Below are 17573 nucleotides of genomic sequence, written 5' to 3' on the forward strand. Positions count from 1 at the left end.
AACGCAGTGAATCCGCGTCCCCCTCGCTCTTCCGAGCCCACCGCCGCCGAGGCCGGCGCCTGGGCGGACGTCCTGGTCCGCCGTCGACTTCTACAGGCCGCCGTCCTCGCGCCGACCGACCAGTGGCTCGTCCAGGACCGGCCCGACGGACCCGTCCGCGTCCTCGAAGGACCGGCCGACGTCGTCGCGCTGGCCGCGACCATCCAGCACCACACCCGCACCATGAGGCCCGAAACCCGATGACGAACCCCACCCAGAACGGCACCGCCCCGGAACCTGATCGCGACTCCAACTCGGTCTCGGGGCGAGCAAGTTGGGGCGGAAGCATAGCTTCCGCCAAACCCGCCCCCAAGGGGGCGGGAGAGGACCTGCACCGGGGGGCGCAGGTCCTTCAGGCTTCGACCGAGGGCGGATCGAAGCCGGGGCAGGAGGAACAGCAGAACGAACCGCGTACACGCCGACAGCGCTCTCCCCGCGCCCGTCAGCGCCCGCGTCAACCGCCCGAGACGAAGCGCCTGCACCAGCCCGCCACGCGTTTCAACGAAGACGAGTTCGCCCTGATCAAGTCCGCCGCCGCCAGATGCAATCTGTCCGTCGCCGGGTTCCTTGCCCGATCCGCGCTCGCTGCCGCCCGCGACCTCGACCGCACCAGCGCCGAGATCGCCGACGAACGCGAAGTGATCACAGCCCTGTTCGACAGCCGACGTCGGCTCGGCTGGGCCGGCAGCAACCTCAACCAGGCAGTCAAGGCCCTCAACTCCGGCGCAGACGCCCCCCAGCTCGAAGCGGCCGTCGCCGCCGTACGGCGTGCCGCCGATACCGCGCACGAAGCCGCCACACGTCTGATCGAGCACCACGGCTCATGATCCCCAGTGTCAACAACTCGGGGTCACGGACCATCGGTCTCCTGTCTTACCTCTACGAGACCGGCCAGTACGAGGATCACACCGACCCCCACCTCGTGGCCTCGTTCGACGGCATGTCCCCCGACCCCGGCCGCGACCCGAACGCCACCCTCCAGGACCTCGCCCAGATCCTGGACCAACCCGTGATGGCCCTCGCCGAGCACGCCCGCCCGGCCAAGCACGTATGGCACACCTCCGTACGAGCCGACCCCGGAGACCGCATCCTGTCCGACGAGGAGTGGGCCGACATCGCCCGCCGCATCGTCGCAGCCACCGGCATCGACCCCGGCGAGGGACAGTCCGGCTGCCGCTGGGCGGCCGTACGACACGCGGACGACCACATTCACATCGTCGCCACCCTCGTGACGGAGGACGGTCACCGCCCCGACGACTTCCGCTCCGGTGCGCGCGCACAGGCCGAAGCCCGCCTCATCGAGAAGGAACTCGGTCTCCGCCAGGTCGCGCCTGGCGACGGCACCGCCGCACAGCGCCCCACCAGCGCCGAACGCCACAAGGCAGAACGCCAGGGACGAGAGCGCACCGCCCGCGAGGAACTGCGCGAAACCGTGCGACGCGCGGTGACCGGAGCGAGGAGCGACGAAGAGTTCTTCGACCGGCTCGCCGCCGCCGGCCTCCTCATCCGCAAGCGCGCCGCACCCTCCGGCGATCTGCTCGGATACAAGGTTGCTCTGCCGGACGACCTGAACAAGGACGGCGAGCCGGTCTTCTACCCCGGCGCGCGCCTCGCCCCCGACCTCTCGCTGCCCCGCATCCGGGAGCGCTGGTCCGGCGACGCCAAGGACAACCCAGCTGCCCGGCAAGAGGAAGCACCCCGTACAGGACCGGGCAGTCCAGCCGCCGCACGCCGCGGGACGGCATCGGCCGCGTGGCAGGCCGTACTCGTCGTCGAGTACGGCGACGATGCGGTCGCCGCCGCCCACATCGCTGCTGCCGGCGAGGTCCTGGATGCCCTCGCGAAGACGTCCGCCGCCCACACACGACGCGAACTGCGCGACGCTGCAACGGCCTTCGAGCGGGCCTCGCGCTCCCATGTCCGCGCCGTACGTGGGCACGACCGAGCACTGCGGCAGGCCGCCCGCGACCTCGTCCACGGCGGCCCCGCCCTCGGCCGCGGGGAAGACGGCGCCACCACGGCGATGGCCATCGACATGCTGTTCTTCCTCATCACCGCCGCCGCGCACTGGCACGCCAGAAAGGGCCACGCCCAGCAGGCCGAAGCCGCAACCCGGGCCGCCGAGCACCTGCGCACCGCCTACCAGGCCGCCTCCGCCCAGCCCCTCAGCGTGCTCTACCAGCGCGGCCGGCGTCTGAGCAGGCCGATGCTCCAGCGGCAAACCGTGGTGCTTCGCGAGGCGCTGCCGGAGCTGGCGGAGCAGATCCTCGCCGAGCCGGGCTGGTACGCCCTGGCCGCAACCATCGCGGAGGCCGAAGCCGCCGGCCACGACCCGGCCACTCTCCTGTCCGACGTTGCGGAACGCCGCGAACTCGGCACCGCGGACTCCGTCAGCGACGTGCTCGTGTGGCGGATGCGCCGGACGGCCGACCTACCCGCCGACACGTCTCACCTGCCCGAGACCAGCACCGCAGGAAGCCGCACCGCACCGCACCGTTCAACTTCCAGGCCCTCCGCGCCCGGTAGGCGCCGCAACGGGGAGGAGGCATCGCGTACGGCCCGGTAGGCCCGCCGGGTGCCGCTACGCGGCCTCAACGCATCGCCGAGAGAAGCGACAGCGCCACCGCTCCGCCCGCAATCCACAGCATTGTCGTACGCCACACCGGACCTCGGTGACGACCCACTCCATGGGAGGAGGCCGTCGGCATCCGTGCACCTGCAGGACGGACGGGCACGACGCAGGTGCGGCGAGTCGAGCCAGTACACGTCTTGAAGTTGAGCGGTCGAGGGAGACGACGACGTGTGAGCGGGCACACCGGGGCAACGACCATTCGCCGCACGGAGACACGCACCGTGGCCAACTCGTCATCGGGGCAACGGAGAAGCCGAAGTACCCCTGCTGACCTGGCCAAAGGCGACTGTGAACTTTGTGAATTGAAACCACCGGGGACGTGGGACACGATCATGAAGCGCGCAGGACGAGGTGACGAGGTAAAGGAGGACGCCAGGGTGTTTCACCGGATACGCCGCAGGGCCAAGGAGCCGAGCGAAGCTCAGAGACAGTTCGCCGAGCTGCACGCACGGCTGCAGGGCCAGGTCCCGCCCGGCTTCGGAGTGTCGGCGACTGAGCCGGAGTCCGCCGAGCCGGCCGGCGTCGTGGACGACTTCCTTCCGCCCGAGCTGCGCGTGCCGAGCCACGACCAGGTCGAGGGCAAGATGATGCCGTGGAAGCAGCCCCTCGTCCTTGACGGCGAGATGGCCGCCTGCGCCGAGTGCGGCGCATACCGTGACTGGCTGATCCTCTCCACCCGCGGCGAGATCTGGCTGCGCTGCCGGACAGGCCACCAGCAGCGGGAAACCCGCCTCGACACCGCCTGGTACAACCGCAACAGCGGACCCGCAGACGCGATGCACGCCACGTTCGAGGACTGCCTGCGCCACCTCGGGCACTGACCACCACTCCTACGACCCACCGGGCCCTCGGGCCCGCACTGACCACCCGTCGCCTAGCACCAAGGGGTCAGTTCCGTCATGCGCGTTCGCGTCGCCACCACCGCCCTCGGCATCACCGCCGCCCTCCTCGCCCTGCCCGCCTGCTCGACCGACACCACCGGGGCCAAGCACGAGCCCCCTTCCTCCGCCCGGACGAGCAAGCCGGCCGACGCGGTCCAGAAGTCGGCCTCGCTCTCCTCGGCCGCGCTCGAGTCGCGCCTGCTCGACCAGAGTGACCTCGGCAGCGGCTACGTGCCCAAGCCGGAGCGTCCGGCCCAGCACGACGACGTCACCGTCATCGGCTGCCCGGCCCTGAGTGAGCTGGGCGGCAGCGCAGCGACCGGCGGCACGCTCTCCTTCCCGCACAAGGCGAAGGCAGACTTCACCTACGGCGGCAGCTCCTCGGAGGTCTCCGAGGAGCTGTACAGCGACAGCGCGAAGAAGCTGTCCGACGGTGTCGCCCGGATCTTCGACGCGATGACCGGCTGCCCGACCTATCAGGTCGTCGCGGGCGGCACCCCGGTCGACGTGGCCTCGCAGAAACTGCCCGCGCCCCACGACCTCGGTGACGAGCAGTGGAGCCAGCTCCTGACGTTCTCCACCGGAGGGCGGAGCACCGTGGTCAAGCAGACCGCGGTCCGCGACGGCAGTCTGCTGCTGATCGTCTCTGGCTCCCCGGCCCTCGTCGACCGCCACCTCGACAAGGCCCTCGCCAAGGCCACGGCAACGAGCTGACCTGCCTGCCCGTCACGCTGCTGCCTCCGACCCATGTGGGTCGGAGGCAGCAGTGCGTTACTGGCCAACGCGTTGAGCAGCGCGAGCAGCTTGGCCTGGCACCCAGGCTCGGACCTGGCCGGGTTGTACGTAGAGCACGTTCGGGTTGTGGCTGTGCGGCCCGTAGCCGCTGGAGGCGTTGACGAGGAGGTAAGCGCCTGCGGGAATGTGCCAGTTCCAGAACCAGGCGTCCTGTTGTCGACCGGTGTCGCACCAGGTCACGATGGCTTTTGAGCCACGGCGTCCGTGCTGGTAGACCCGCGTGACCTGAAGGAGTTGCCCGTGCCCGGAACGTCGGTGCTGCTGGAATGCCTGCCACTGCGCCGCGAGGGCAGCCGTGCGCTTGCGGCGTGAACGGACCGTCAACGCGATCGTCACGGCGACGATGAAAGCGATGGCCATGAGAGCGCCGGGGCTGGGGTGCATTGCCGCATCGTGCATCGTTCCGTCACAGGGCGGCAAACCATCCTGGGCGTCGAAGACCGAGCGACTACTTCGCCCGAGAATCAAGAAAGCCCGGCACCCCCAACTGGGAGGGTGCCGGACTGCGATCACCAAGAGCTGCGCGCGGGACGTCAGATGGCCGGCGCGCGCAGAAGGCGCTCCTGGGTGGCCTCGGGCAGCACCCGCCGCAGAACCGGTGCAGTCGAGCTGAGGGAGGCAGCGAAGGCGGCAACGAGATCGTGCGGGACGCTGGCGGCGAAGGAAGCCGCCCACAGACACGGTGCACCGAGCGCGGGCTCGGCCCACGCCTGCCATCCGGCCGGTCCCGTCTCGTCGACCTCGGCCGCCAGGGCGTGCGGGTCGGCGTCCTGGATGAGGGGCGGGACCTCGCCGAGGCTGATGTGCGAGGTGAACGTCGGGTCCGTCGCTGCCGCCTGGGGATGGTCGATGTCGCGAAACCACCCGTGGGCGGCGACAGCGTCGAGGACCAGCTCGGAGCCGACGAGCGGTACGGCGGGCTGGTCGCGGGCGTCGAGCGCGACGAGGAAGTCGGCCACCGCCTCGCCGGGAACATCGCGGGTGAAGTAGGCCGACCACTGGGCGAGCGGGCTGCTCGCCTCGGCGCGGGCGGAGATCTGCCAGGCGATGGGCAGGTCTCCCAGGCGGAACGGCTCGTCCGCCAGGCTCCACTGCGCCCATCGGAGGGTGTCGGGGCTGATGTGCAGGACGGTGCTGCGCAGGACCTGGCGGTCCTCCGGCTCCTCGTCCGGCTCATGCCGTCCCCGGACGATCGTCAGGCTCGTCCAGCCCAGGCTGGCAAGCGTATCGGCGACGGCGTCGTAGAGGCGCCCATCGTCACCGGCCAGGTACCGGGGGCCGACCCAGAAGGCGGGCTGGCCGCCGGGCGGGGTGGACGGGTCGGGCGGAAAGTCGGGGTACAGGGGCGCCTCCAAGGGCTCGGTGAGGGTCTAGTTGCCGCCGGCGCGGCGGCGGGGGCGACGCGGAGGCGCCTGGACGGGGCCCTGCCACGTCAGCTCGATGGCGACCTCGGGCGGCAAGTGGCCGAGCTGTGCGTCCTCGTCCGGTCCTTCGGCGAGGTAGACGACGGTCCGACCGGTCTCGTCCACCGACTGCACGACCTGCGCCAAGCGATGTGCCATCGGGAAGAACGGGTTCATGGCCTGGCGGACCGGAGCACTCCGGTCGCAGCCGGACAGCAGGTCGATGAGATCGCCGACGGTCATCTCCGAGGACGTCACGAACAGCCTCCTGGGGTACGAGGAAAAGGGGAGCGCTGGATACGGTTCGGCGTCGGGACAGCCAGCCGATCGCAGGGCGGACGCTTCCTGTCGGTGCCTGCGCTGTCAGAGGCGGCGTGAGGTCTCCAGCACGCGCGCTACGACCGCGGCGACGATGTCCGCCGGCGTCTCGGTATCGAACGACAATTGGTAGCCACGGACCTTGGCGGTGCCGGTGACGGCGATCTTCCATCCTTCACCGTCCGTGCCGGGGCGTCCGAGCGGGAACCAGCCGAGGTAGAACCGGCCGTCCTTCGAGCTGACGTGCACGTCCGCACGATCGTCGACGATCAGGTGGAAGTCCTCCGCGGAGAACTGGTCCATGACCAGCGTGGGCTGGCCGGGGCCGAGCTGCCACTCGCGCAGGCGCAGGGCTTCGACGGTAGTGGAGAAACCGGGGTCCGCAGGGGCTACGGTCACAGGCAATCACCTCTCTGACCTGGGGTTTCTTGCACGGTCGTCTACGTTGACATGACCTCGCAGCCGTTGGCCAGTCATTCCGCGATCTTTCCTGTCTGCCCCCGGCGAACTGCTGTCCGCCGACATTGTGGGTCTCCGATTCCGTGGCCGAACCTCACGACCAACGGCCACCCAGTGGCCGATCAGCCGCAACCCGAGACTGGTTGGTCAGACGGGCGCGGCATGGATCAGACGTCACCTTGGGAAAAGACAGTGACGGTGTCAGGGTCTGCTCCTATCTTCAGACCATGACCGTCACCGCACGGCGGGAGCTGGTGAGCCCGGCGACCCGCAACGCCTTCCGCTCTCTGGCCACGGACCTGACCGTCCGGATTGTCGCCGAACTGTGGGAGGACCACGGGTTCGCGCCCATCCCGCCAGATGAGCTGAAGTACCAGGATATAGGCCAGCGGCGGACTGAATTCATGCTCTACGCGGAGGGCGTGGACTGGTCGGATCCTAACCAGGTTCGACGTGTACTCCTGGTCTTCGAGGACTTCATCCGCGCGTACCGGAACCCGGACGATCAGGGAACTCCTAAGTGGCTTGACGACATCAGGGTCCGCTTGGAGCGGGACGGCTTCACTCTCGATAAGGAGGGGAGGATCTCTTGGTCCAACCCGCCAGTGCTGGTCCGCGACCTCAGCACCCTGAGCGACGCCTCCGGCATCACGATCGAGTTGGAGCGTATTCGGAGGGACCTGACCACCGATCCCCATGGGGCCATCGGCGCGGCCAAGCAGCTCATCGAGGCAACGGCGAAGACCGCTCTTGGGGAGCTGAACATCGAGGTCGACCGGAACACCGCGCTCCCAGCCCTGATCAGCACGGTCCAGAAGGCGCTGAAGCTCGACGCTGGCTCGGCTCCTGATGGGCCGGACGGCAGCAAGGCCGTGAAGAGAATCCTTTCGGGCTCGGTGAACATCGCAGTCGGCGTCGCCGAACTGCGCAACCAGGGCTTCGGCAGCGGTCACGGTCAGGCGAGCGCACCGTCTGGGCTTGGAGTGCGTCATGCCCGCCTGACGGTCAATGCCGCCGTGACCTGGTGCGAGCTGATCCTCGACACGCTCTCGGACCCCGCCGCGCCGTGGCGCAAGACCAAGGGCTGATCACTTCGCGCAGAGGGCCAGGTTTCGGGGTAGAGCAGATCGCGCCATCCCGCAGGCGTGACTTCAGCTCGCCAACTTGGACCTCCCGCCCACCGGCCCCGGCGGGCCTACTACACCCTAAGGAAATGCCCCGGCCGTGAGACGGACCGGCTGTGCCATCAACTAGGTCACGGCGTTGGTGAGCGGGGACGGCCTCACCAACGCCCCTGCCAATCAAGTTAGTCGCCGCCGGTCAGCGCGGGGCGGAAAAACCGCGCCATATTCTCAGAGCGGACTGCACAGCAAAATTGATCTACGGCATGAACCTGACGCTGGACAATGAGCCGGGCACTGTGGCAGCGGCGGTGGGGGCCGGACCATCGCAGGGCTCCGAAAATCAATGTGATCACTTCCTTGTCTCCCCTACCCTGCCGGACACCGACAGCCCCTCCTGACGAGGACATCCCGATGACGAGCAGCCCCGCCGTGCGCCCGGAGATCATCGACTTCTACACCCGGTCCGACGAAGCCGCACGGCTGCAGACCACCGCCACAGGCACCCTGGAGTTCGCGCGCACCCGCGAATTACTGTGCCGCCACCTCCCACCGGCACCGGCCCGCGTGCTCGATGTCGGCGGTGGTCCCGGAACGCACGCCCGGTGGTTGGCCGACGACGGCTACATGGTGCACGTCGTGGACCCCGTCCCCAAGCACGTCGCCCAGGCAGCAGCCGTCGACGGCGTGACGGCCGAGCTGGGCGACGCCCGCCGCCTCACCGCCGCAGACAGGACGTACGACGTCGTTCTGCTTCTCGGCCCGCTCTACCACCTTCACGACAAGTCCGACCGGATCTCCGCGCTGACGGAGGCGGCCCGCGTGACCCGGCCCGGCGGACTCATCGCCGCGGCGGCGATCTCCCGCTATTCGCCCCTCCTCGACTACATCGCGACCACCGGTATCACCGAGTCCGCGATCCAGGACGGGGTCCGTGACACCCTGGCCAAGGGCCGCTACGCCGGACAGCGCGGCTTCACCGTCGCCTACTTCCAGACCTCCACCGAGCTGCGCGCGGAGGTCACGGAGGCCGGTCTTACCGATCCCCGCCTCTACGGAATCGAGGGACCCGGCTGGGTGGCGGTCAAGGCCATCGAGAAGTACACCAGCGCCAACCTCATGGGCACGGACATATACGAAGCGGCCCTCGCCGCGGCGCGCATCGCAGAACCGCACGCGGCCCTCACCGACGCCTCCGCCCACATTCTCGCCATCACCGGGCCCTGACCGGTCTAGGGTGTCGCCTCATGACGCTGCTGATCGTGGGTGGGTCCGGGTTCCTGGGCACCGAGCTGGTCCGGCAAGCTATATCGGCGGGGCGCCCGACGGCCGCGACCTATACGACCAGGCCCGGCAGTGCTCCGGGGGTTACTTGGCGCAGCCTCGACCTGCGGGATCCAGGGAGCGTGGAAGCGGTCGTGGCCGAGGTGAACCCTCGCGTCATCGTCAATGCATCGAGCGGCGGGGCCGACTGGGCAGTCACAGCCGAGGGACCCGTCCGCCTCGCGATCGCCGCGGCGAAGGCCGGAAGCAGAATGATCCAGGTCTCCAGCGACGCCGTCTTCTCCGGCAAGAGCCACGCTCCCTACGACGAACAGTGCAGGCCCGACCCCATCACCCCGTACGGGGCGGCGAAGGCCGCCGCGGAAACGGTGCTTCTGCTTCATCCGGACGCCGTCGTGGCCCGCACCTCGCTGATCATCGGCGACGGCCAGTCCGAGCACGAACGCACCGTCCACGAACTGGCCACCGGCACCCGCGAAGGCGTCCTCTTCACAGACGACTTCCGATGCCCGGTCCACGCGAGCGATCTGGCCGCAGCGCTCCTCGAACTCGCGTCGGGCGACACGACCGGCGTCCACCACCTCGGCGGGAACCAGGCTCTCAGCCGGCACGAGCTGGGCGTGCTCATCGCCCGACGCGACGGACTCGACGCATCGCGACTACCCACCGGCCTACGGGCCGACAGCACCCTTCCCGGGCCCCTCGACATCCGCCTCGACAGCCGCTCGACGCAGCGCAAGTTGCGCACCTCGCTGCGCGGCGCGCACGAGTTCCTCGCCCCGGGACGACCTCACCAACACCCTTGCCAAGCAAGTTAGTCACCGCAGGTCAGCGCGCAGGGCTTCGGCGAAGTCTGCTACCGTCTGTTTCGTGATCATGTGAGCCCGGGGAGCTGAAGGGGTCGGCTCGGGTTTCGATGGTCGTGGCGGAGGCCAGCGGCGATGCTGGTGACTCGGTCCCCCTACCGATCACCGACCGGTCGTGACGTGCGATGGCGCTCACCCCTCCTGCTTTGAGTGAGCGCCGTTCTCTAGTCCCTTTCACCCGAGTCACCGGTGCGCGTCGGCCGCCTCAATCGCAGAGCCGCGACAAGTGGTTCCCAGAGACCGTGGACCAGGTGGGGAACAACGCGAAGTGTCCGTTCCTGGCGCGGGTCAAGACGACGTACAGCAGCTCGGAGCCGGTCGGATACGGCTCTCCTTCGGAGCCCTGAAACTCGTTGCTTCCGAGGAGCAAGATCGTGGTGTCGGCTTCCCGGCCCTTGTCTGATGGAGGTTCATGACCTGGATCCGGGCTTGTCAGGCTGTCCCTGCCCCGACCAGCGCTTCGTCGCGTGCGTGGAGAAGCTCCTGCCCGGCCGCAGCAGCGTCGACGCTGCCCTCGCTGGAGTGACGGAGGGCGACACTCGTGCGGCGGGCCCAATGAATCCAGGTCTCCTGGCCGCGGGCGGCCCTGACCGCGTTGTGGGCGTTTGGCCGCCTCCGCGAGCCTCGCGACGTCGGGCCGGACCTGCGGCCTGTCTACTCCAGCAACTCTGATTGGATCCGGTCCCAGCTCGGCCGCGGGCTGTCGACCGGATGCACGATGGTGAGGAGGCGGCCTTCGAGGAACACGTCGAGCCGGTCAGCCGTTGGAGAGTCCAGCCGGCGGCGCTGGGCCCTGTGGTCCAGGGGCAGGCGCTCTCCCAGGACGCCGAGCAGCACCTCTTGGCGTGCCGGGCCGACGGCATCGCCGCGGATCCACCGGCCGCGGACCTCAACACCGGAGAACGTGCCGAGTGTGTCCTCACGGCCGAAGGACCGGTTCATGGCTGCCTCGACCAGCGGTTCGGCCCGCCTGATCGCCGTCTCGGGGTAGGCCCCGGCTCCATCGGCCGGACCCTCACCGCTGGACTCGGGTATGTCATCAGGCCAGTTCAGGAGGGGTTCCTCCGGTTCCAGGTTCGTGCGTCGGCGGGGATCTGGCCGGGGAACACGGAATCGCCAGGGAGTTGCGCCGCCCGGCGTGTCGATCCACCCAGTGCTGAGCCCGGCCGTGGCCGGGGAGTCGTCGGGAAGGAAGATGTCGACGTAGACGCCGCCCGTGCCGAGCCAGACCCAGCTCATGAAGTAGGCGTGATCGTCGTGGTCGACGGACCACTGCGCGAGCTTCTCCAGGCGTGTCTTCTGCGGCTGGGTGCCTTTGCCGGCAGGGAACATCTGCTGGTTGTCGCGGCGGCGGCCCCGCGCCTCTCCGGCGAGCGGGCCGGCGGCAAGGTCGTACAGCAGGTCCGGCCGCACACCCTTCTTCGCGTAGGTGCCGACTAGTTTCCCGGGCAGGACGTCGAAGCTGCTGAGACCGTTGACCCCTGACTCCCAGTCGAAAAGGGCCTCGCTGACAGCGGTCATCACCCCAAGGCCGGTGCACTCGCTGACGAAACGCCGGATGTGGAGGGAGCTGGAGTCGAGGGCGGGGCAGTCGACCCCGAGCGGGCCAGTACCCGGGCTGCCGGCGATATAGCTGAGCAGGAGGCTGATCTCGTGATCGCGCACACGCTGATCGACCGTCTTGCGCAGGTCGCAGGCAAGGGCGTTGATGTTGACCACAGCAGCCAACGACACCGGCAGAGAGCCCTGCCCGATCTCGACGGCCTGGACAGCGTCAGCGCCAGCCATGCCCTTCTCAACCGTGAAACGCCACACCCGGGCACGCACCGTACTCATGGGGGAAGCCTATGGCCGCCATCCGCCGGTGCGGACCTCTGGCTCCGTAGGACCCTGCAACGCGCTGGCCTACGCGGCATCCCCGATCGACACCGGGTGCCGGACAGCCTTCTTCACGTCCATCTCGACCGAGACCCGGTCCTTGCCCTCCGCCTTTGCGTACGCCGTCACCTTCATCTGGAACTCCGCGGAGGCGTCGAACCAGGGCTTCCACGACTCCGCGCTGTAGGGCAGGTCCCTGACCGCGTCGTTCGCCTCGACGGCAGCGCGCTCCAGGTCGATCAGGTCATCGAACGAAATAGCGGTCACGTCGAAGGATCGATCCTACGTCCGGCCACGGCAGGGCGGTCCCTCCCGTCCGTGGTCGGCGAGCCGAACCAATCGGGTTGCGCGGTCCCCTTTCCCTGCCCGATCCTTCTAGGTTCGCCACATTCACACCTGAAGGGCCGCACCGGTGACCTCGACGACCAACGACCCCCTCGCCGCGCTCCAGGCCGTGGACCCGCGCGTCCTACATTTCACGCCGTTCGGCCTCGGCGGACCCATGCGGCCCCAGGACGCCGCGGACTATCAGCAGCGCCTGATCAGCAACCTGGTCCTCGCCGACGATGTGGCACAGACGACCCGCCAGAAGTTCGAGCAGCTGTGCGCCGGCTACGCCCACGGGCTGTTGTGCTACGACCTGTTCACGCTGGTCTCGGACGCCGCCAAGCTGACGCTGGAGCAGGCGCTGCGGGACCGGTTCACCGCCCACCACAACGGCACCATCACCGCCCGGAACCAGGCAGGCAGCGAGCGCCAGATCGCCTACACCAGCTATGCAGACTTCCACGATCAGTACAAGAGGCTCCGCAAGCCCGAGATCCGGATGGGCAGTTCGAACACCTGGACCCCGTTCAACGGAATGCTCGACGGACTGCTGAAGTGGGCGCGGCGCGAGGGCCTGCTGCGTGGCCAGCGAAACCGCGGGATCGAGAGGGCGAAGAAGAACCTGCGGAACGTCACCGCCCACGGCATGTTCCACCTCCTCACTCCCGTCGACGTATACAGGGATCTGTCCGACCTCGCAGAGATCATCAACCATTTGTGGGGCCACGCGACACCGGGAGGCCGGCTCTACCCGGCACCGATCCCGCGCGACGTGGTCGCCATCCGGTGGAACACCACCACCGGCTCCGTGAGGGCCGGGCACGCAGCCCAGCTCGCCCACCAGCAGGAGCAAGAGGAGGAGGACGGATTCACCTTCGTACTCGTGCGCGCGGTCTTCTGGCCCGGGGAGCGAGAGGATCCCAATCTGATGGAGTACGACGCCCGGAACGCCACCACGCACTTTCCGGCGGAGTACCTGTGGGGCCCCGGCAGCCGCACGCAGGCCATCGCCTGGCTTGAGCAGGAAGCGCCCGAGCCGGACAGCTGCGACAGCCTGGACCAGGTCTTCGTGATCCGCGTCCACGACGACCGCATCCACCTTCCGATGTACCCAGGCGTCGCCGCGGCGCTCCTGCCGGAGGAGCAGGGATCCTGGTACGCGGTCCGCGCCGACGGCCCGGCCGAGGTTTTCGCACACGCGCGCGCCGCGTCGACTGCCGCAAACGGGCATGACCGAACCGGAGAGTGCGAGCAGTGCCCCGTGGAAACCCTCGCCAGCGGAGACCTCGTCACGGTCCTCCGAGCCGCGCGGGACGCCGGCGCCGACATCAGTCCGCTGACGACGCCCGACGTGCGCACCCCGTTCGCCGACCTGATGGCTCCCCGGTCGGTCGCCGCCTCGCCCTGACGTGAGAAGTCCCGCCCGGGTCTATCGCCGTCGGGGACGGGGGCGGGATGCCGTCGCTACCGCCATGGCCTCGGCCTGGTGGACGATGACGTTGACCGCGCCGGACCGCTCCACGTGCCCGTCCAGGAGGACGACGGAGGCTTCCAGCAGGATGGCGGCAGCGTTCCCACACGGGGGGGTGCCTCTATGTCTTTCGTCAAGCGAGGCGTGGGGTTCGGGGTTCGTAGAACGTGCCGTCGCGGAGCATCGCGAACAGCACGTTGATCCGCTGGCGGGCCAGGCGGAGAAGTGCCTGGGTGTGGGTCTTCCCGCGGGCCCGGCAGCGGTCGTAGTAGGTGCGGGAGGCGGGATCGTGCAGCGCGGCGAACGCGGACAGGAACATCGCGCGTTTCAGCTGCCGGTTGCCGCCTCGTGGCGCGTGTTCGCCGTGGATCGAGGTCCCCGACGACTTCGTCGTCGGCGCAAGACCGGCGTAGGAGGCCAGGTGGGCAGCGGTGGGGAAGCTGGTGCCGTCGCCGACGGTGACCAGCAAGGTGGCGGCGGTCCTGACCGCGACCCCCGGAATCGAGGTCAGGACCGCGGAAAGAGGGTGAGCCTCCAGCAGCTTCCCGATCTGCGCCTCCAGGGCCCGTCGCTGTTCGTGGACGGCAGCGAGCGAACGGACCAGCGACGGGATCACGAGGTCGAGAGTGCCGGTGCCCGGGACCACGACGGTCTGCTCGTCGAGCGCGTCGAACACCTCGTCGATCAACCGCTGGGCCATGCGCGGGGCCTTGGGCCGGATGACCTCAACGAGCCTGCGGCGTCCGGCTTTTCGCAGGGCGGCCGGGGAGCCGTAGCGTTCCAGCAGCCAGGTCACCGCGGGGTGGTCCAGGCGCGGTCCGAGGACGCGCTCGAGGCTGGGGTGGAACTGGGTGAGCAGGCCGCGTATCCGGTTGGATGTGCGGGTGGCCTCGGCCGCGAGGTCCTGGTCGAAGCCCACCAGCACGGTCAGCTCGGCGGTGATCTCGTCGGTCAGCTGGAGCGAGCGCAGGGTGTGCGGCATCGTCCTCGCGGCGTCCGCGATCACCGCGGCGTCCTTGGCGTCGGTTTTCGCCTCGCCCGGGTAGAGGTCGGCGATTCGCCGCATCGAGAGCCCGGGCAGGTAGGCGACCTTGCAGCCGGCGGCCCGGGCGACTGTCAGGGGCAGGGCCCCGATCGAGGCGGGCTGGTCCACGATCACCAGCACGGTGCCGAACTTTGCGGTCAGCTTGTCGAAGACGGCCCGCAGCTTGGGCTCACTGTTGGGTAGCTGCTTGTCGAAGACCTTCTTGCCGGCCGTGGTGAGGCCGTGCCCGTGGTGGGCGCTCTTGCCGACGTCCAGGCCGAGGAAGACGCCCACGTCGTCGATGTCGTCCAACCCATCCTCCCGAGCAGGGTTCGTGTGGTGCTGGCCAGGGCGTTGGCGTCGTATGCGCGCATCCACGTTATGCAGACCTGCCGCCCGCAAGCGGCCGGGCATTGCGCCAGGCCAGGCGGTAGTCGGACCTCTCATCAGCGTCTCCAACGGCGCCTCCCAGGCCCGGTGACACCACCCCCCAGGTCATCCGTTCGACAGGGGGGAACAGTCATGCCGGGCCCGGAGGCCAGCGATCCTCTTGCAGGACCGCGAAAAACATAACTGTGAGAGTTCTTCTGCGGCCCGGGATGGGTTGCTGCCAGGCTCGGCGCTCGTGATCCGGCATGACTCGCAAAATAACTGGCGCCCCGTCAGGGGCTGCCGTTCCCCCGAGATGTCTGTCGGACGCGGGCGTCGGCCTGGCCCACCCGTTGGCTTGATCAGCAGCTTGTCCGCCGCCTCACGGCGTGACTCATCACAGTTCCGCCACGTGGTGACTCCACCCAGGCCGACGCCGACCACGGCCCGTCCGCCCGAAGGAGAACAACCGCGTGACCATGCTCGCAGAACAGGTCGACGGCGTCATCGGCGTCGACACCCACCGCGACACCCTTGCCGCAGCAGCCGTCAGCCCCATCGGCGCCGTCCTAGAGACCACCGACGCACCCGCCCACGGCCGCGGCTACCAGCGACTTCTCGACTTCGCCCTCTCGCACGTGCCTGACCGCCGCTGCTGGGCACTCGAAGGCACCGGCAGCTTCGGCGCCGGCCTCGCCGCGTTCCTCGAGGACGCCGGCGAACGCGTCGTCGAGGTCTGCCGGCCCAAGCGCCCGCCGGTCCGCGGCGGGCGCAAGACGGACATGCTCGACGCCATCCGCGCAGCCCGCGAGGCCCTGGCCGCCGAGCACGTCATCCAGCCCCGCATGCGCGGAGCACGCGAGGCGATGCGCGTGCTGCTGGCCACCCGGCAGGGCGCCGTTCACGCCTCCACAGCGGCAATCAACCAGCTCAAGGCGATGATCATCTCCGCGCCGGACGACCTCCGTGCCGAACTACGTCGACTCAATCGGCCGGCGCAGATCACCCGCTGTGCCAGCCTTCACGATCGTCCCGCGCTGTCCATCGAGCACCGAATGACTATTCGCGCCCTGCGCTCGACCGCACAGCGCGTCCGCCACCTGCAGGTCGAGGCCCGCGATCTGGAGAACGAGATTCTTCAGATCGTCCGCCAACAAGCGCCTGAGCTACTGGCGTTGCTCGGCGTCGGTCCGATCACCGCAGCGCAGATCCTGGTCAGCTGGTCGCATCCGGGCCGCTTCCGCTCCGAGGCCGCCTTCGCATCCTTCGCCGGGGTCGCCCCGATCCCGGCTTCCTCGGGCCTCACGAACAAGCACCGACTCAATCGGGGCGGCGACCGCCAGCTGAACCGGGCGATGCACACGATCACTCTGATCAGGATGAGGCTGGACCCCACCACGAAGGCCTACGTTGCTCGCCGGATCAGCGAGGGCAAGAGCTCCCGTGACGCCCAGCGATGCCTCAAACGCAACGTCTGCCGCCAGATCTTCAAGATCCTCGAACGAAGGAGTCAGAACGAAGATGAGCTCTCTCAAGCGGCTTGACACGACATAGCAGCCTCGGGGGGGGAGAAGACGAGGCTAACCATGCCGCGCGTCCTCCAGTGCGCCGAAGGCGACACTGTTCGCGGTGTGTGGGCGCTGGAGGTATTTGGCAAATCCGCCGAGTTTGCCTCACAGCCGAATACGGCCGCCAGGCCGTGCCCACGCCATGGTGGATCCAAGGTCACCCGGTCCACGACGAGCAGCCCGGAGCCGACGTACTCAAGCAGCTCGCTGACCTCGCTGGTGAAGGAGCCCGTCTCGGGATCGAGGAGGACCTGGGCGGTCTCGTACAGCTCCTCCGACTCTTGCTCCATAGCCCAGTACGCATTTCGGCCGCGGTCGAGGTGCGCCCGGTAGAACGTCATCGACCCCGCGCCAGCGGTGGAGGACGGACACGCTCCATCGCTCCATCGTGTCGGCCTGCGGGGTGTCCCAGAGTTCGTCGTCGTAGAAGATGCGCAGGTACAGGTCGGAGGGATCACCTGGAAGCTGAGGCCGCTTGCTCACCCGGTGAACCTAGACGTTCAGGTCCTGCACGATGGCCTCAAGGACCGCACCCGAACCCTCGATCGACGTGGGCATCACGACACCGACCACCGTTCGGTGAACGGCACCGCCCGACAGCAGCGACGGCTCGGGCTTCTTGGTCACGATCCGCAGGATCCCCTGCCCGGGAGCCCCCTCGATCCGGAAGCCGGGTTGAAGGCGCGAGAGCCACCCGTGGTCCACGGCCACCGCTACACCCTGTAGCGCGCCGATACGCAGGCCCCGGGTCACCCAGGCCGACCAGACGACCTCGCTCCAGTCCGAGCCGTCGGCCGGGTCCGGAATGACGTCTGAGAGGTCGGGGTGCTGCTCAGCCACCCAGCGTGAGGGCTGCGCTTTACGGAGGACCCACTGCCCGTCCCGGCCGATCTCGCCAGGGTCGAGCCCCGGGGTGAGGCGCATATCGAGAGCGACGTGGCCGTCGGTGATCCGGTCGCCGTGGACCCAGACCTTGTCCTTATTGACGACCCAGTCGCAGAGCCGCTCCATTGACGCTGTCACTCGTTGTGCTCCCAGGAGAGATCGTTGCCCTTCCACAGTAGGGCGGGGAGCACGGAAAGCCTCTCTCAGACGACCTTTCCGCCTGCGGCCGACGCCAGAGCCACGCTCCGGGCGA

General features: G+C 68.8%; 19 protein-coding genes. 10 read left to right on the plus strand and 9 right to left on the minus strand.

What is annotated here, in order from left to right; all coding sequences use genetic code 11:
- Nucleotides 1-6: 6 nt before the first annotated feature.
- The 5 genes from SCAB_RS10305 to SCAB_RS10325 all read left to right on the plus strand — a co-directional run bounded on the left by SCAB_RS10305 (nucleotide 7) and on the right by SCAB_RS10325 (nucleotide 4266).
- Nucleotides 7-243: a hypothetical protein gene (locus tag SCAB_RS10305; protein WP_041669018.1), complete on the plus strand. Its 237-nt coding sequence runs from the start codon at nucleotides 7-9 to the stop codon at nucleotides 241-243.
- Nucleotides 240-866 (plus strand): hypothetical protein, encoded by a 627-nt coding sequence (locus SCAB_RS48370; protein WP_013000012.1) that lies wholly within the window; start codon nucleotides 240-242, stop codon nucleotides 864-866. The genes SCAB_RS10305 and SCAB_RS48370 overlap by 4 nt, the downstream gene beginning before the upstream one ends.
- Entirely contained in the window at nucleotides 863-2605 is a 1743-nt protein-coding gene (locus SCAB_RS10315; protein WP_013000013.1) for a relaxase/mobilization nuclease domain-containing protein, read from the plus strand. Before SCAB_RS48370 ends, SCAB_RS10315 begins: the two co-directional genes overlap by 4 nt.
- 443 nt (nucleotides 2606-3048) lie before the next feature.
- Entirely contained in the window at nucleotides 3049-3492 is a 444-nt protein-coding gene (locus SCAB_RS10320; protein ID WP_013000014.1) for a hypothetical protein, read from the plus strand.
- A 78-nt stretch (nucleotides 3493-3570) separates the two neighbouring features.
- A complete protein-coding gene (locus SCAB_RS10325) occupies nucleotides 3571-4266 on the plus strand; it encodes a hypothetical protein (protein ID WP_013000015.1) in 696 nt (231 codons plus the stop codon).
- A 57-nt stretch (nucleotides 4267-4323) separates the two neighbouring features.
- Here the strand turns inward: SCAB_RS10325 and SCAB_RS10330 are convergent, their stop codons facing one another.
- The 4 genes from SCAB_RS10330 to SCAB_RS10345 form a co-directional block, all read right to left on the minus strand.
- Nucleotides 4324-4731: a hypothetical protein gene (locus SCAB_RS10330; protein ID WP_148274192.1), complete on the minus strand. Its 408-nt coding sequence runs from the start codon at nucleotides 4729-4731 to the stop codon at nucleotides 4324-4326.
- Nucleotides 4732-4880: 149 nt separating this feature from the next.
- Nucleotides 4881-5702 carry a DUF317 domain-containing protein gene (locus tag SCAB_RS10335; RefSeq protein WP_013000017.1) on the minus strand — a complete coding sequence of 274 codons (822 nt, stop codon included), beginning with the start codon at nucleotides 5700-5702 and terminating at the stop codon, nucleotides 4881-4883.
- Between the two features lie 15 nt (nucleotides 5703-5717).
- Nucleotides 5718-6008 carry a hypothetical protein gene (locus SCAB_RS10340; RefSeq protein WP_013000018.1) on the minus strand — a complete coding sequence of 97 codons (291 nt, stop codon included), beginning with the start codon at nucleotides 6006-6008 and terminating at the stop codon, nucleotides 5718-5720.
- A 105-nt stretch (nucleotides 6009-6113) separates the two neighbouring features.
- Nucleotides 6114-6467: a DUF317 domain-containing protein gene (locus tag SCAB_RS10345; protein ID WP_013000019.1), complete on the minus strand. Its 354-nt coding sequence runs from the start codon at nucleotides 6465-6467 to the stop codon at nucleotides 6114-6116.
- A 287-nt stretch (nucleotides 6468-6754) separates the two neighbouring features.
- Here SCAB_RS10345 and SCAB_RS10350 point away from each other — a divergent pair, with 287 nt between their 5' ends.
- The 3 genes from SCAB_RS10350 to SCAB_RS10360 all read left to right on the plus strand — a co-directional run bounded on the left by SCAB_RS10350 (nucleotide 6755) and on the right by SCAB_RS10360 (nucleotide 9750).
- Complete coding sequence (locus SCAB_RS10350; RefSeq protein WP_013000020.1) at nucleotides 6755-7615, plus strand: abortive infection family protein; 861 nt, start codon at nucleotides 6755-6757, stop codon at nucleotides 7613-7615.
- Between the two features lie 447 nt (nucleotides 7616-8062).
- Complete coding sequence (locus SCAB_RS10355) at nucleotides 8063-8875, plus strand: class I SAM-dependent methyltransferase (protein ID WP_041669020.1); 813 nt, start codon at nucleotides 8063-8065, stop codon at nucleotides 8873-8875.
- Between the two features lie 20 nt (nucleotides 8876-8895).
- Nucleotides 8896-9750 (plus strand): SDR family oxidoreductase, encoded by an 855-nt coding sequence (locus SCAB_RS10360; protein ID WP_041669022.1) that lies wholly within the window; start codon nucleotides 8896-8898, stop codon nucleotides 9748-9750.
- 702 nt (nucleotides 9751-10452) lie between these two features.
- Here SCAB_RS10360 and SCAB_RS10365 read toward each other — a convergent pair.
- The gene (locus tag SCAB_RS10365) at nucleotides 10453-11634 is read right to left on the minus strand and encodes a hypothetical protein (protein WP_041669023.1); all 1182 of its coding nucleotides are present in this window, start codon (nucleotides 11632-11634) and stop codon (nucleotides 10453-10455) included.
- A 69-nt stretch (nucleotides 11635-11703) separates the two neighbouring features.
- The gene (locus SCAB_RS10370; RefSeq protein ID WP_013000024.1) at nucleotides 11704-11943 is read right to left on the minus strand and encodes a hypothetical protein; all 240 of its coding nucleotides are present in this window, start codon (nucleotides 11941-11943) and stop codon (nucleotides 11704-11706) included.
- A gap of 145 nt (nucleotides 11944-12088) precedes the next feature.
- Here SCAB_RS10370 and SCAB_RS10375 point away from each other — a divergent pair, with 145 nt between their 5' ends.
- Complete coding sequence (locus SCAB_RS10375) at nucleotides 12089-13411, plus strand: hypothetical protein (protein ID WP_013000025.1); 1323 nt, start codon at nucleotides 12089-12091, stop codon at nucleotides 13409-13411.
- A 196-nt stretch (nucleotides 13412-13607) separates the two neighbouring features.
- On the opposite strand, the gene SCAB_RS10380 is transcribed toward SCAB_RS10375, so the two are convergent.
- Nucleotides 13608-14810, minus strand: coding sequence for an IS110 family RNA-guided transposase (locus tag SCAB_RS10380; protein WP_013000026.1), 1203 nt, complete (start codon nucleotides 14808-14810; stop codon nucleotides 13608-13610).
- 530 nt (nucleotides 14811-15340) lie between these two features.
- On the opposite strand from SCAB_RS10380, the gene SCAB_RS10385 reads away from it, so the two are divergent.
- Nucleotides 15341-16411 (plus strand): IS110 family RNA-guided transposase, encoded by a 1071-nt coding sequence (locus tag SCAB_RS10385; protein ID WP_012999308.1) that lies wholly within the window; start codon nucleotides 15341-15343, stop codon nucleotides 16409-16411.
- Here SCAB_RS10385 and SCAB_RS10390 read toward each other — a convergent pair.
- Both SCAB_RS10390 and SCAB_RS10395 read right to left on the minus strand, forming a co-directional pair.
- Nucleotides 16399-16776, minus strand: coding sequence for a hypothetical protein (locus SCAB_RS10390; protein ID WP_041669025.1), 378 nt, complete (start codon nucleotides 16774-16776; stop codon nucleotides 16399-16401). The genes SCAB_RS10385 and SCAB_RS10390 overlap by 13 nt on opposite strands.
- A 151-nt stretch (nucleotides 16777-16927) precedes the next feature.
- Nucleotides 16928-17446 (minus strand): hypothetical protein, encoded by a 519-nt coding sequence (locus SCAB_RS10395; RefSeq protein ID WP_013000028.1) that lies wholly within the window; start codon nucleotides 17444-17446, stop codon nucleotides 16928-16930.
- Nucleotides 17447-17573: the final 127 nt, after the last annotated feature.

This window comes from Streptomyces scabiei 87.22, from assembly GCF_000091305.1.
In the GTDB taxonomy this organism is placed as follows: Bacteria; Actinomycetota; Actinomycetes; order Streptomycetales; family Streptomycetaceae; genus Streptomyces; species Streptomyces scabiei.